The 13901-nt window shown below is 40.4% G+C and carries 17 protein-coding genes; 7 read left to right on the top strand and 10 right to left on the bottom strand.

What is annotated here, in order from left to right:
* Nucleotides 1-116: 116 nt before the first annotated feature.
* Both ACNSN2_RS13280 and ACNSN2_RS13275 read left to right on the top strand, forming a co-directional pair.
* Nucleotides 117-503: a hypothetical protein gene (locus ACNSN2_RS13280; RefSeq protein WP_138622667.1), complete on the top strand. Its 387-nt coding sequence runs from the start codon at nucleotides 117-119 to the stop codon at nucleotides 501-503.
* Between the two features lies 1 nt (nucleotide 504).
* The gene (locus ACNSN2_RS13275) at nucleotides 505-1005 is read left to right on the top strand and encodes a prolyl-tRNA synthetase associated domain-containing protein (RefSeq protein WP_055012388.1); all 501 of its coding nucleotides are present in this window, start codon (nucleotides 505-507) and stop codon (nucleotides 1003-1005) included.
* Here ACNSN2_RS13275 and ACNSN2_RS13270 read toward each other — a convergent pair.
* The gene (locus ACNSN2_RS13270) at nucleotides 972-2120 is read right to left on the bottom strand and encodes an MFS transporter (RefSeq protein WP_055012389.1); all 1149 of its coding nucleotides are present in this window, start codon (nucleotides 2118-2120) and stop codon (nucleotides 972-974) included. The two genes, ACNSN2_RS13275 and ACNSN2_RS13270, sit on opposite strands and share 34 nt — an antisense overlap.
* Before the next feature lie 194 nt (nucleotides 2121-2314).
* Between ACNSN2_RS13270 and ACNSN2_RS13265 the strand changes: the two genes are divergently transcribed.
* The 4 genes from ACNSN2_RS13265 to ACNSN2_RS13250 all read left to right on the top strand — a co-directional run bounded on the left by ACNSN2_RS13265 (nucleotide 2315) and on the right by ACNSN2_RS13250 (nucleotide 5457).
* On the top strand, nucleotides 2315-2854 hold the full coding sequence (locus ACNSN2_RS13265; RefSeq protein WP_036980338.1) for a DUF2058 domain-containing protein: 540 nt from the start codon (nucleotides 2315-2317) through the stop codon (nucleotides 2852-2854).
* A gap of 174 nt (nucleotides 2855-3028) precedes the next feature.
* Nucleotides 3029-3352: a c-type cytochrome gene (locus ACNSN2_RS13260; protein ID WP_036980337.1), complete on the top strand. Its 324-nt coding sequence runs from the start codon at nucleotides 3029-3031 to the stop codon at nucleotides 3350-3352.
* A gap of 134 nt (nucleotides 3353-3486) precedes the next feature.
* On the top strand, nucleotides 3487-4254 hold the full coding sequence (locus tag ACNSN2_RS13255) for a class II aldolase/adducin family protein (RefSeq protein ID WP_036980336.1): 768 nt from the start codon (nucleotides 3487-3489) through the stop codon (nucleotides 4252-4254).
* Between the two features lie 27 nt (nucleotides 4255-4281).
* A complete protein-coding gene (locus ACNSN2_RS13250; protein WP_054202652.1) occupies nucleotides 4282-5457 on the top strand; it encodes a mandelate racemase/muconate lactonizing enzyme family protein in 1176 nt (391 codons plus the stop codon).
* Between the two features lie 101 nt (nucleotides 5458-5558).
* Here ACNSN2_RS13250 and ACNSN2_RS13245 read toward each other — a convergent pair whose 3' ends face one another.
* The 9 genes from ACNSN2_RS13245 to ACNSN2_RS13205 form a co-directional block, all read right to left on the bottom strand.
* Complete coding sequence (locus tag ACNSN2_RS13245; RefSeq protein ID WP_418607698.1) at nucleotides 5559-5945, bottom strand: hypothetical protein; 387 nt, start codon at nucleotides 5943-5945, stop codon at nucleotides 5559-5561.
* Nucleotides 5946-5948: 3 nt separating this feature from the next.
* A complete protein-coding gene (locus tag ACNSN2_RS13240) occupies nucleotides 5949-7511 on the bottom strand; it encodes a S41 family peptidase (RefSeq protein ID WP_418607696.1) in 1563 nt (520 codons plus the stop codon).
* A 48-nt stretch (nucleotides 7512-7559) separates the two neighbouring features.
* Nucleotides 7560-8399: an amidohydrolase family protein gene (locus ACNSN2_RS13235; RefSeq protein ID WP_418607695.1), complete on the bottom strand. Its 840-nt coding sequence runs from the start codon at nucleotides 8397-8399 to the stop codon at nucleotides 7560-7562.
* Nucleotides 8396-9124, bottom strand: a complete 729-nt coding sequence (locus ACNSN2_RS13230; protein ID WP_290168566.1) for an SDR family NAD(P)-dependent oxidoreductase — start codon at nucleotides 9122-9124, stop codon at nucleotides 8396-8398. Before ACNSN2_RS13230 ends, ACNSN2_RS13235 begins: the two co-directional genes overlap by 4 nt.
* 21 nt (nucleotides 9125-9145) lie before the next feature.
* Nucleotides 9146-9634 (bottom strand): FKBP-type peptidyl-prolyl cis-trans isomerase, encoded by a 489-nt coding sequence (locus ACNSN2_RS13225; RefSeq protein WP_054202647.1) that lies wholly within the window; start codon nucleotides 9632-9634, stop codon nucleotides 9146-9148.
* Nucleotides 9635-9700: 66 nt separating this feature from the next.
* On the bottom strand, nucleotides 9701-11149 hold the full coding sequence (locus ACNSN2_RS13220) for a transglycosylase SLT domain-containing protein (protein ID WP_418607692.1): 1449 nt from the start codon (nucleotides 11147-11149) through the stop codon (nucleotides 9701-9703).
* Nucleotides 11150-11205: 56 nt separating this feature from the next.
* On the bottom strand, nucleotides 11206-12225 hold the full coding sequence (locus tag ACNSN2_RS13215; RefSeq protein ID WP_418607691.1) for an MBL fold metallo-hydrolase: 1020 nt from the start codon (nucleotides 12223-12225) through the stop codon (nucleotides 11206-11208).
* A 55-nt stretch (nucleotides 12226-12280) separates the two neighbouring features.
* Nucleotides 12281-12586 (bottom strand): cell division protein ZapA, encoded by a 306-nt coding sequence (locus tag ACNSN2_RS13210; RefSeq protein WP_010391716.1) that lies wholly within the window; start codon nucleotides 12584-12586, stop codon nucleotides 12281-12283.
* A complete protein-coding gene (locus tag ACNSN2_RS13205) occupies nucleotides 12586-12816 on the bottom strand; it encodes a hypothetical protein (RefSeq protein ID WP_008113449.1) in 231 nt (76 codons plus the stop codon). The genes ACNSN2_RS13210 and ACNSN2_RS13205 overlap by 1 nt, the downstream gene beginning before the upstream one ends.
* A gap of 238 nt (nucleotides 12817-13054) precedes the next feature.
* Here ACNSN2_RS13205 and ACNSN2_RS13200 point away from each other — a divergent pair, with 238 nt between their 5' ends.
* On the top strand, nucleotides 13055-13894 hold the full coding sequence (locus ACNSN2_RS13200; protein ID WP_010391717.1) for a 23S rRNA (adenine(2030)-N(6))-methyltransferase RlmJ: 840 nt from the start codon (nucleotides 13055-13057) through the stop codon (nucleotides 13892-13894).
* Nucleotides 13895-13901: the final 7 nt, after the last annotated feature.

Here is a 13901-nt window from a genome sequence, read left to right as displayed (position 1 = left end):
CGGGGTGAACTTTAAATATTTTTACGTTTTCGGTCAAGTATTTTTTCACAAATTTTTCCGTTTTAACTAATTTTTGTTAAACTCGGCCTCAATATTTACTAAAACGACAATACATAATGAAAAAATACGCTTTAGTTTTCATGATTTTCCTTTTTGGCTGTGCCAGCTCGGTAGATGAGCCTCCCTATGAAATTAATAATCAACAATTTTATGACACTGTTGATGATCAAGGTAACAAGCTTTTTGCCTATGTGGTCTCTGTAAAGGCTAAGAGCCGTGAGCAAATTAATATTAATAAAAAGCTAACCCGAAGCGATGTAAAGCGTTTTGCCGAACAAGAGCACTTTGAAGAGTCGAGCGTGCTCAAGTTACAATTAGAAGATCAAGCGGTAGAGTTTCTCAATAAAGAGCTTGCACAACGTAACTATTGTGCAGATAAGCATGAAATAAACGAAGTGCTATGGCGAGATTTAAGTGTGCAATTAAGAGGGCGTTGTTTGTAGTATGTTAGCAGATAAACAAAAATTAGCGGCGGTGTTAGCCCAACTTGATATTAACTATGATGTGATTGAGCATCCAGCGTTGCATGGTAGCTTAGATGCCGACGAGCTGATGGTGAATCGCCCAGGAACACGTTTAAAAAATCTATTTTTGCGAGATAACGAAGGTAAGCGCCATTTTTTAGTGATCACCGCGCATGATAAACAACTCGATTTAAAATCGTTGTCTAAACAGCAAGGGCTATCGCGTTTAGGGTTTGCCTCTAATGAGCGCTTGGCTAAGTACTTAAAAGTTGCACCAGGTTGTGTGTCAATGCTCAGCTTAATGAACGATAAGCAACGAGATGTAACGCTTTGGCTTGATCAGGATATTTGGTTTGGCGATTTATTTCATTGCCATCCATTTGAAAACACCCAAACATGGTTATTAACTAAGCCTGATTTACTGCGTTTTTTTGATTTTACTGAACATCAGCCGCGGGTGATGTTTTTACCCTCGCGCTGAGCCCACAAAATAAGACCCAGCCCACATAAGCAAACCGCAAGAAGTGTTGCCATAAATGCGGTTTGCCCGTGTGCTTGATAAACCACCCCAGGTAATAACGATCCTAGTGCGCCACCGCTATAATAAAATGACACGTAACAACCATTAGTAACACTCGGTGGAGCGTGACTAATTTTATTAACCAATGGTGCCGCTGTTGAATGAATTACAAACATAGCGCCACAAAAGAGTGTGAATGCAATTAAAAACAACATCAGTGAATGACTCATTAATAACACAATACTGAGGTTATAAAACAGGAATACCAATGCCAATAAGCGCCAAGCTGAGGTCATTTTTTTTAATAACCACGGGGTAAAAATAGAGGCTAACGCGCCAATTAAATAACCACTATAAACTAAGCCAATGTCGCGGGTGTTATTAATTAAAAAGGTATTTTTTAAAATAAAAGGCAAGTAGTTTAATAATGCGGCAAAGCAAAAAAACATACAAAATATGGCACCATAAAGTTTAAGTACCGAGCCTTCTTTAAGTTGTTTCATATAATCTAAAGGTGATAACACCTCACTAGAACTACTCAGGACAAAGCGTTTATGGGGGATGCTAAGCGAGAGTATTATCAACATGGCAGCAATTAAGTAATAAAAACTTTGCCATGACCACAAGTCGCTAAAGAGCGCAGCCAATACTCGGCCAAAATAACCACCGACAATAGTACTACCAATATAAAGAGTCATATTTTTTTGTAATGTATCGGCTTGATAGCTCATACCAATATAACTGGTCATTGCGGTTAAAGCGGCAGGTAAAGTCAGCCCTTGTAAAAACCGAACAAGTAACAGTAGCTCAAAACTAGGGGCATAAATAAATAATAAACAGCCGACACCGAGTAATAACATTGCGATGCGTAAAATTAATAATGGGTTTCGCTTGGCTAGAAACAACCCATACACCAAAGGTGCAATGGCTAAAGGCAGCATAGTGGCAGTCATTAAGCTGCCTGCAATGGCAGGCGCTACATTAAATTCGGTGGCAAATAAACTTAATAATGGCTGTGGTGCGTATAAGACAAAAAAAATAAAAACAGAACAAAGGAGTAAGTGAGATAAGCGCATTGACTGCCGTTAACATTGCTTATTAGTTGAGTCGCATTATATACAAAACTGCTAGGGTTTTCATAAATTAACCTTTATTGCGCTAAATCATGCTTTGTTTTCAGTAGTTTGTTAGATTAATACCAATAGCGCTGTTATTTACGCTCGTTGGTGATTAAAATAGCATTAATATTCGTTTTTAGTGGGAACACGCCATGGGGTCACTACAAGAGCAATTGCTCCAAGCTGGTTTAACAACATCACATAAAGCCAAAGTTGCTAAATCAGAAAAGCGCAAGCAACAGAAAAAGCAAAAGAAGGGAGCGACAAGCAACCCAAATGATTTGCAAAAGCATATTCAGCAAACCAAGCTTGAGCAGCAGCAAAAGGCCGAAGAGCTTAACAAAACGCGCCAAGAAGAATTAAAGCAACGTGAGCAGGTAGCCCGTGTTAAGCAAATTTTAGAGCATCACAATCAAGAGTCAATTCGTGGTGAGCGTACCTTTAACTTTACTTATGAAAATAAAGTAAAGGGCCTTGATGTGAATGAGCAAACGCAAAAGGCGCTCTCGGGCGGACGTTTAGCAATTTGTGTATTAGAAGGCCAGTTTTACGTATTAGAAGACGAGCCTGCACGCAAAGTGGCTGAGGTTGATGAAAAGTATATTGTGTTTCATGTTGAACCTGAGAACAAAGCCAAGGACGAAGACGATCCGTACGCTGATTTTGAAGTACCAGACGATCTTATTTGGTAAGGTGTTATTAAGTATCTGCTCAGCTAAGGCAAGCTAATATTTGTTTTATGAGGGATACACGTATTTGTTCTGATTGATCGTCAAACCTTATCAAGGACGTATGCTTTTTAAAGATTTATTGACTACAATTATCACAACCGTTTTTTTTAACCGTAAAAAAGAAGAGTAAATACAATGAGCAAGATAAAAACACTTTTATTAGGCGCGGGTATTGGTTTAGCCGCAAGTTTTTCATTTTCAGCCGCCGCTGCTGATGGCGCTGCACTTTATACCGCTAAAAACTGTCAAACATGTCATGGTGCAGATGGTAAAGCACCTATCATGGCGATGTACCCTAAGCTAAATGGTCAAAACAAAGAGTACTTAGTAGCGCAAATGAAAGACATTAAGTCAGGCGCTCGTAACAACGGTATGTCTATGGCAATGAAAGCAATGGTTGCGACTGTGACTGATGAAGAGTTTGAAGCGATTGCCGATTACCTATCAAAAGTACAATAATCGCTAACGCAATTTAAAAAGAGCCACACCTTTGTGTGGCTTTTTTATTTGGTGATTGCCATCATGCGAATACTCATTTAGACTTCTAAACATCTACAATCACTAGCGCTATGCTGTGTTTTAAAAGGCTTGTTATGTTTGATTTACCCCAGCTCGATTTAAAAAATAAAGTATCAGAACAAGAGTGGCAACTACGTGTTGATTTAGCCGCATGTTATCGATTAGTTGACCATTTTCGTTGGGGGGATTTAATCTATACGCACCTTTCTGCTCGCCTACCGGGTACGGATCATTATTTAGTAAACGCTTTTGGTTTAACGTTTGATGAGATCACTGCATCAAACTTAGTTAAAGTTGATTTAAATGGCCGCATTATTGACGATACTCCATTTGATATTAACCCTGCGGGATTCACCATTCACAGTGCCATTCATGAAGTACGCGAGGATGCCCATTGCGTAATACACCTACACACTAAAGAAACCATTGCAGTTGCAACACAAAAAGAAGGGCTGTTACCGTTAAGTCAGTATTCGATGTTTTCATTACCCTCTCTGTCATACCATGGTTATGAAGGCCTAGCGGTGAATGATGATGAGCGTAAACGCCTGCAAACAGATTTAGGTAGCACCAACCATATGCTATTGGTGAATCATGGCGGCTTAACGGTAGGGCCAACAGTAGGTGATGCGTTTATGCGCTTTTATGACCTTCAACGTGCCTGTGAAATACAATTAGCTATTCAATCAAGTGCACAAGAAGCGATTGCAGTACCACAAGCTATTATTGATAACATTTATAATCAAGCGAACGTTGTTCACAGCGGCAGTACTGGGGGGCAGCTAGCATGGCCTGCCATGTTACGAAAAGCGTATCGTCTTGACCCAAGTTTTGCAAAATAACCGATAAAGGTTAATAAGGAATTTTTTATGAAAGTAAATCGCGTTGAAGTCTTTGACATTCATTGTCCTGAGCGTCCTGCATGGACGCCTGTATTTGTTCGTATTCATACTGATGAAGGGATTAGCGGTGTAGGTGAAGCCGGCCTTGCGTATGACTTAGGTCACAGTGCTGCCGCTGCGATGATCAAAGAAATGGCCGATGCCTTTTTAATTGGCCATGACCCGTTTCAAACTGAAAAACTATGGTCACGTATGTTGCGTGAAAGCTTTTGGGGTTTAGGCGGTGGGCCGGTGGTTTATGCTGCAATGAGTGCGATTGATACTGCGCTTTGGGATATAAAAGGTAAAGCATTGGGTTTACCTGTTTATCAGTTGCTTGGTGGTAAAGTTAACGACAAACTACGTACTTATGCATCGCAGTTGCAGTTTGACTGGGACAGTGAGTTTAAAGCGCTGGTCCAGCCACAAGAATATGCCGAAGCGGCACTAAAAGCAGTAGCTGAAGGTTATGACGCGGTAAAGGTTGACCCAATTCAATACGATAAAGATGGCAATACCTACTATGACCGCACAAATATTATTTCTCGCCCAGAGATGAAACTATACCGTGCCCGTATGCAAGCTATTCGTGAAGCTGTGGGTGATGAAGTTGACATTATTTTTGAATGCCACAGTTTACCTGGTGCGACATCAGCAATTCAAATTGGTGAGATTGCAGAAGAATTTGATTGTATGTATTTTGAAGAGCCGGTGAATTATTTAAACCACTCATTACATGCCAAAGTGGCTGATAAAGTGGCTGTGCCTATTGCAGGCGGCGAGCGCTTATATAACCGTTGGGGCGTGCGTCCATATTTAGAAGATCAAAGCATTGATGTACTACAGCCAGATATTGGTTTATGTGGTGGCTTTACTGAAACTAAAAAAGTATGTGATTACGCAGATATTTTTGACGTGCGTATTCAGGCACACGTGTGTGGTGGGCCGGTTGCAACCGCGGCAGCATTACATTTAGAAACAGCAATCCCTAACTTTTTAATTCATGAACATCATACTTATGCGATTAAAAAGTGGAACAGAGAGCTGTGCTTACAAGATCCACAACCTAAAAATGGTTTTTTTGAAGTATCAGAAGAACCAGGCCTTGGGATTGAGCTTAACGATGAAATTGTAATGCGTTCACAACGTGTAGAAATAAAATAAATAACCTGAACTCTGCTTGAGATGGATTTATTATCCAGAGTTCAGGTTAAATAGCTCTATTTAAGAATAGCCGGTAAGTGATAACTCACTGACCGGCTTTTTTATCGCTGTGGATTTATTTTACAAAGTACCTGTTTTAGTTCGATGGTTGCTTTGCTATCAAGATGGCGAACAAAACAGCGCTCTCCCTTAATCATCAGTTCAAACTGATCCGGCATATTAAGCTGCTTGCCCATAATCGGATTTCCCTGAGGATCTTTGTGATTAAGTTGCTCAAGTGTAACTGTGCTTGAGGTTACAAAAACGTCGTCGGTTAATTGAACCTGTGAGCTATGTAGCAGTTGCGTAATCGCATCGGCTACTTTAGCGCTATTCGGTTCAACCAGTAACGCATGCTGTAGCTTAGGTGTCGGTTCTGAGCTTTGCGCTAAGCAACCCGTTAACCCTAATGTCGCTGCAGTCATGCTTATTGCTAATAATATGTTCATTGCTTATCTCATGTTATCACTAAGAATAATATTTTGTTCTAGCATGGTTTGAACTCGCATATCTTTTACTTCTGGCATATCGGTGGCGATAGTGGGCGCAAAACCAAGAACACTATTTATTGAGCTTGGGGCAGGGCAACTGCCGTTTTCTCTATAGCTCAGCGCTGTACTTAATAAGCTTTCACTAGCATCACCTAAGCGCTTAGTAAAATCATCGGCAACAGCACACCCAGCAATGCGAACCGGTTGTCGTGCGTCATCAATGGTATTTTGCGGTGCAAAGCCATCTGAATATTCACCAAAGCCTTTGTTATTTTCGCCAGTAAATTGAATAGTAAAATAAGTGGTGTCGCAGTTGTCGGTAGGGTAAAAACCATACGGTTTACCACAGGTGCCTGCGCCTATCTGAATAATTTCAACATCTGCTCCGCGCAGCCCGTTAATTATAGCCTCACTAGCCGAGCAGGTACTGCTAGTGGTAAGTACAAATACCCGTTCTAAGTTTAAGGTGGGTAACGGCGTGCCCGCTACAATTGCAGGATTATTTTCAAAGCCGACAAAACGATTTGTAAAAGGCATCGGCGTCAGTGCTTGGCCTGTGACGGGGTTGGTATTAGGGTATTTATCATTAAATATGGTCCGTTCAAATATTTTACCTTGCGTGTTACTGCCCCCCACCATGTAGCCTACTTGGCTAGCCATTTGTAATAACCCACCCCCGTTATAGCGCACGTCAATGACTAAATCTTTAATGCTACTGGCAGCGAGTTGGTTAAAGGCGTTGTAAAGCTGTGTTTCGGCTATGGCGTTGTGGCTATTAAATTGAAAATAACCAACATCACCAGCGGCTAAATCGGTACGAACATTCATTACTGGTTGCGATTCGATGTTTTGAGACGTGAGCGTCACTGTGCGGTTTTCATTAGTGCTGATATCCCTAAATACAAATTCGGTAACTTTACCCGTTTGCTCGGGGAATAAACCTGCATTAATAATACCTACCTCGCTCGATGAGGTGGTGTTAATAAAATCAACGCCATCAACTTCTAAAAGCTCAAAACCACGAATAATATTTTGATTACTAGCTGGGGTATTTGGTTCGGTGTAGCTAACAACTGCTTGGCGTGGCGCGCTACCGGCAATTATTTTTATATTAAAGCCATAACCAAAGCTTAGGCCGGATTGATTTTGTCTTTGCCACTCATCGGTCGGCAAACTAAAGTGAAAGTTATCTTTTTTCGCACCTGACTCAGTCAGTTGCTCCGTTTTTAAAGTATTAAAGTAATCAATAACCCCTGACGTTAATGCAGGGTTGGTATCAATAATTTCGTCATACCATAGGTAGGTTTCGTTACTCCAAGAGCGTAGCCAGTTTTTTTCATTAATTGCTTGGCATTGACCTTTAAATTGCCCTGAACTGGCAAATACACCTGAGGTCCAGCCGCTATTATCAGTTGTTGGGTTGGTCGCATTGTCGCTACCTCCACCACCACAACCTGTTAATAAAGCGGCTAGTGAAAAAGGGAGTAATGTGTATTTAAGAGAAGATGAATTAAAAATGGCCATACGCATGCTCGTTTTTTAAACTGTTGAGCTAAATATAGCGGTTTTCATTTAGAGTTGATAGAGGCTTGCAGCATTTTTGTAACTCAAATATTGCCATGTAAGATCGTCGCTACACAGGCTGCGATAATGTTGCCATAACTCGTTGTAGTTAATATTAATTTGGCACACGGGGAAGTTGCTAGCAAACATCACTCTTTGCATACCAAAATGCTTTAAAATATGTTTAAAACATTGGTTTTGCTGCTCGCTATTAAGCATGAGTAATTCAAAACCTGAAAACTTAATCGCAACATTAGGCTGTTTTGCAAGTAGTTCAATTGCAGTTGCCCAGTTTGCAAGGTTGTGTGCAAGCCCTGCGTGATTAATGATTATTTGTAAGTCACTAACTTGGTTGGCATAAGAAATGAGCCGCTCGGTGATGTTGAGGTTTTCTACTTCAAATTGGGCTTCAAAATGCAGCTTTAATTGGCTCAAGTGCCGCAGGTTATCGAGACAATGAGGGCTCAATAAGCGCTCGGCATCATGACCTTCAGTGATATCTCTAATGCCTACAAGAGAGTGATGAACTAGCTGCTGAAGTGCTAGTTTAAATGCGTTATTTGGCTGGTTAATTGTTGCAAAGCTAATTGCTTTATAAGGTATAGTTTTAATATGTTTGGCTAACCAGTTTAATTCTTTAACTGGCTGGTTATTATCAAACCCAGCTTCTATGTGCACTAAACCTGCGAGTTCAAAGTTAGTACTTTTGATCAGTTCAGCAACGCTGATGGGCTGCTTTATTTTATCTAAGTTAGACCAAGCTGGTGGGTTCGCACCTTGTAGCCAAGTGTATTGACCCTCCGGCAAATTAAAAAAGTGCAGATGCGGGTCAATAATTTTAGTACTCATTGTGCTGTGTAGCCACCATCAATACGTTGTAAGCTACCAGTAATAAAGCTGGCATCTGCACTTACTAAAAAGCTTACCAGTGCAGCAACTTCATCGGCTTGACCTAAACGGTTGAGCGGTTGTAATGCGGCTTCTTCTGCAACAATATCGGCTTTGTTAGCACCACTTCTTTTACAATATGCATCAATTGCATTATGAAATAACGGCGTTTCTATGGTGCCAGGGCACACTGCATTAGCGCGAATATTAAAGCTTGCGTAATCCAAGGCGGTGGTTTTAGCCATTGAAGCCAATGCGTGCTTAGTTAAGTTATAAGCAAATGAGTTTTGTTTGCCAATAATGGCCTGATCTGAGGCAATTAACACAATAGCGCCATCTTGTTGTGCTTTCATAGCTGGTAATACGCTTTGTATAGCCGCGTACGCACCTTTAACATTCAGTGCCATTAACGCATCGAATGTCGCTTCATCGGTGTGCTCAATTGTGGCACTTAGATGCTTACCAGCATTTGAAACAAGTACATCAATACGTTGTGTTTTTTCAATAATAGCCTGTATACACTGGCGTACGGCGGTTACATCACTAACATCACATTGATGAAAAACACCACTCTCACTGGGCTCAATATCTAAGTTATGAACCTGATAGCCGTTAGTTAATAATCGCTGTACTACAGCAAAGCCAATGCCTTTAGAGCCACCGGTTACTATTGCAACTTTTGACATACTTGTTCCTCTAATTAGCAATTAATGTGCGTGGCCGCAACCACCTTCAGCATGAACGTGGCCATGAGAGATTTCTTCGCTTGTTGCTTCACGAACTGATACAACCTCAACATCAAAGGTCAGCGTTTTACCAGCAAATGGGTGGTTTAAATCACAATCAGCATTAAAGCGGCCTACTTTTACGATAGTCACTTGATGGCGACCCTGATTTGATTGCACCATTGCAGTCATACCTGGCTTCCACACTTTTACATCGCCTTGTAAATGCTTAAGCGGAATGCGCTGAATTAAATCATCAACACGCTCGCCGTATGATTCACTTGGAGATAACGTTACGCTAAATTTATCACCAGCAGTTTTACCTTCAAGTGCGGTTTCTAAACCGGGTAGCATGCCTTCGCTGCCGTGAATGTAACTTAATGGCGCGTCGTTAAGGCTACTTTCTATTTGTTCACCGGCTTCGCTAAGGGTGTAATGAAATTCAACGGCCGAATTTTTACTGATTTGCATGCATGTCTCTTTAAGATTTAAATAAATTAAAAAGCAATTTTACGCGAAATACTGCGCTTTAGAAACTTAACGGGGATGATTTAATGTATTTTGTAAGTCGAGTAACAGATCTTTTTTAGCCGGTGTGGTTTTAGGTATCGCAGTTTGGGGTATAAATAAAACTAACTGAGTCCCAGGCTTTAATACGCTAGATGCTGATAACTTATTCCAACGTGCTAAATCGCTATGAGCAACGCCATACAACTGACTTATATTCCACAGGTTATCACCGGGCTTAACGTGGTAATCTACCTCGATGGTTGGAATGACGGGCTCTTTTTGTTCCAAGTAAGGGCTTATTTTATAGTTAATAGTGAGCGATTCAGGTAACGTTTGAGGCTCCCCTAAAATAAGTTTTTCGCCAACACCAATAAAGTTATTTTGCTTATTATTGAGCTGTTTTAGTGCCTTTAAAGGCAAGCCAAAATGCTTAGCAATACCGTATAGTGTGTCATTTTTTTTGACTATGTATTCGCCTGCAAAATTGGCTTTAAAAAAACGGTTTTTTAGTAAAGCTTGTTGCTCAATAGGAAGCAACAAAGTATGCGGGCCATGGGGGGAACTTTGGTTTTTTAAATAACCCCTATTAAGGGCATGTAGCTGTTTTACACCCATACCAGAGAGCTTGGCCATAATTGAAAAATCGAACTGTTTTGCCACATTTAACGAGGTGGTCAGTGCTTTATAAGGAAGCTTTGGGCGTTTAAATTTTGCCTTAGGGTGTTTTACTAAATAGCTTAATGCTAATAGTTTTGGTACATAGTCAGCGGTTTCTTTTGGTAGGGTTAGTGCCCAAAAGTCAGTTGACTTCCCTCGTTTTTGATTGCGTTTTATAGCACGTTTAACTCGGCCTTCACCGGTGTTATAGGCTGCAAGTGCATGCAACCAATTACCATCAAAACGTTTATGTAAATAGCTTAAGTAATCTAGTGCTGCATCGGTTGAGGCCAATACATCTTGGCGTCCGTCGTACCATTGATCTGATTTAACCCCAAAATGATGTGCAGTTGCTGCAACCAGTTGCCACACACCCACAGCGTGCTCACTTGAGCGGGCGGTAGGTCTAAAGCCACTTTCTACAAATGGCAGTAATGCCAGTTCCATAGGGAGCTGCTTTTGCTCTACTTTTTTTACGATATGATATAAAAAAGGCTCTGCACGGCGAGACACTATTTTTAAATAATTCGGTTGTTTTAAATACCAGTTAATGCGTTTCTTTAACGCCTGATTTTGCTCAACCGGTAAATGTAAGTTATCAGCAATATGTGCCCATAAGTCAGTTGGTTGAGTTACTTTTAGGGCTTTAGGTATTGTTTTTTTATTAATGATTTTTTTGGTGTTTGTAGAGTTCGGTGTGTTTGATTGTGCGGTTTTTTGCTCTACAGGTGCAGGGACTACAGGCGCAATGATCTCTGGCTGTGTGGTTTTACAGCTACATAGCAATACAATGGCAAAGCATAAGATCAGGTGACGCATTTTGTTCCTTTTTAAAAAATATATTTCCATATTTTAACACAATCCATTGTGTTCAGTTATTGACTGTTTTTAGCGCGAAGTAATCCCGATTGCAAAAATAAGTTACTTGATTTTATATCAAGTGGTTCTTGTTGGTAAGGTTTTAGTACTTCACTTGGGAATTTTTTTTGTAATTGCTCAATACTGGCTTCAGGGTTGTTTTTAACCTGCTCCGTAATTGCTTCTAAAAACGTGAGTGACTGTTTTAATTTAATTTTATCGACTAAATTGCCATGGCCAGGAACAAAAAGTGACAGCGAATTATTATTTATATATTTTTTTAATAAACTTTGCCATTGTTTAAGCTCGCCATGCCCAGGGTAGGGAAGCCAGTCAATGATATCACCACCTATTAAGGTTTTACCTTTGTCGGCAAGCAGTGTTAGATCGCCATTAGTATGTGCCTGATGCGGGTTGATAGTTAATATATAATTTCCTAAATCTAATGTTTTAGGCTCACTAATACTCATTTTTGGTGGTGTTAGTTGATAATTCTGCCAGCGAAATAAGCGTGTTTTAGCGCGAGTGAGCTTTTCTCGCCATTGAGCTTGCTCTGCATCGGGTAAGGTGGCTAATCGCTGATAGCTCAGCTCAATGCTTTTCTCGAACCCCTCTAGCTTGTCTGTTAATGCTTGCTGATAACGCGAAAAGTCGTTAGCGACTTGTTGGTGAGAAATCAGTTTTGCGTCTGGGAAGTAATGCTGCATAACCGCCATGCCCAGCAAGTGATCGTCATGAAAATGAGTGGCAACTAAGTAACATAAAGGCGTCTTTAGCTGTTGTTTTAGTTCGGTAACCAGTTGTTCTACTGCTGCAAAGTTACCACTGGCATCTACCAGTAAGGCACACTCACTGCCCTGAATTAACACTTGATTAGAGTCGTAAAAACGTAACCTATCTGGCTGCTTGATAAATTGAATATTAGCCGATAACGATTGCCACTCAACTGCTGCATTGCTTTTTGTATGTATAAATAGGCAGATTAAAGGGAGTAAGCACTTACCTATTTTTTGAGCTTTAGTTAAAAGTGGTTGCATCTTTTTCTCTAATTATATTTTGACGGTAAAAACAATAAAAGCGCAAAATGCGCTTTTATTTAGTGTGTTCAGAGTTTGAGCTTAAGTATTGACTCAACTTATCAATCAATTGATCTTGATGCTCAAGCTCAACTGATTTTTGAGTTTTTGCTTCAAGCAATTCGTGGCTTAAATTCAAAGCAGCCATAAGTAATGCTTTTTGATCGTTTCTGACAGTTGAACGTTGTTTCATTTGTTCAACTAAATCATTCAGATTTTTGGCGGCCGCTTTTAGTGCCTCTTCTTGCCCAGCCGGACAAGCAAATTGCTGCTCTTTACCAAGCAATTCAACAGTGACTCGCTGGTTTTGCAGCTCAGACATTAGCTTGCCTGTTGTGCGCTTTGTAATTTATCTAATAATGACGACAAGGTGGTGCTTGCATCTTTTTGTTTTTCTTCATTTTCAAGGGCTTCTAACTGTAATAACTCATTTTCATCAAGCAGTTTACTGTTTTGCTCTTTAAGCTCTGTAATATCAGTTTGCAACTGATTATTACGGGTAATTAGTTGGTCGATCAGTTGTTCGAGTTGTTGAAGAGTATTGTTGTTCATAAATGCGCTCATATAACTGTAATTAATGTCATGCAAATGTAAAGCAAAGTGTGTTTATTTGCCAGCATTTACGCTGGTTTTAGGTGATTTTTATTCTATGTTAAGGGATAATTCATGCTATTGGCTTTTTCATTCAGAAATGGTTCACGTAAACACCCGCTTTTGCTGTGACGATTGCCAAAGCAGTGTGCTTTATGGTTCACTAATTTTATTAAACAGCGTATGGCGAAAATAAATAATGCTTAGTTACAGACACTCCTTTCATGCGGGTAACCCTGCCGATGTACTTAAACATTTAGTGTTAGCGCAAGTGCTGGGTTATCAAACAATAAAAGATAAGCCGCTTGACTATATCGATACGCATTCGGGTGCTGGTTTTTTTGAGCTGGCAGCACCAGACGCGCAAAAAACCCAAGAGTACCAAGATGGCATAGAAAAACTTTGGCAACATACCAGTCAGCACGGTGCCTTAAACGACTACATTGAATTAATAAAATCGTTTAATGAAAGTTCGTCTCTGGCTTTTTACCCAGGTTCACCAAAAATCGCCGAACACTTTTTACGCCGCCAAGATAAGGGCTGGTTTTTTGAGTTGCATCCGCGAGATTTGGTATTACTTGAAGAAAACATGCAAGGTAAGCGTTCTATTCGAGTGCGCGGCGAAAATGGGTTTGCGGGCTTAATTGGTTTATTACCGCCAGCCTCGCGCAGAGCCTGTGTGTTAATAGACCCACCTTATGAAATAAAAGACGATTACAATACGGTAGTACAAACCATAGTCAAAGCCCACCAACGCTTTGCGACGGGTACATATATGATCTGGTATCCGGTTGTGGACAGAGAACGTATTGATAATATGGAGCAGGGTTTAATTGACGCGGGAATTAAAAATATTCAATTATTTGAATTAGGTACCGAAGCAGATACAGAAGTACATGGTATGACCGCCTCTGGAATGATAGTGATAAATCCACCATGGAAGCTGAAACAAACGATGGATGACGTGTTACCTGAACTAGTAAACTTGTTGAGTAAGCCTAGTGGTTTTTACCGTAGCGAGCAGCTAGTCGCCGAATAAAAATAAA

Origin of the sequence: Pseudoalteromonas sp. US3C1013 (genome assembly GCF_048401115.1) — a bacterium.
Taxonomy (GTDB): Bacteria; Pseudomonadota; Gammaproteobacteria; order Enterobacterales; family Alteromonadaceae; genus Pseudoalteromonas; species Pseudoalteromonas undina.
The sequence above is the reverse complement of the archived record's forward strand: the minus strand, read 5'-3'. Positions and strand labels throughout refer to the sequence as shown.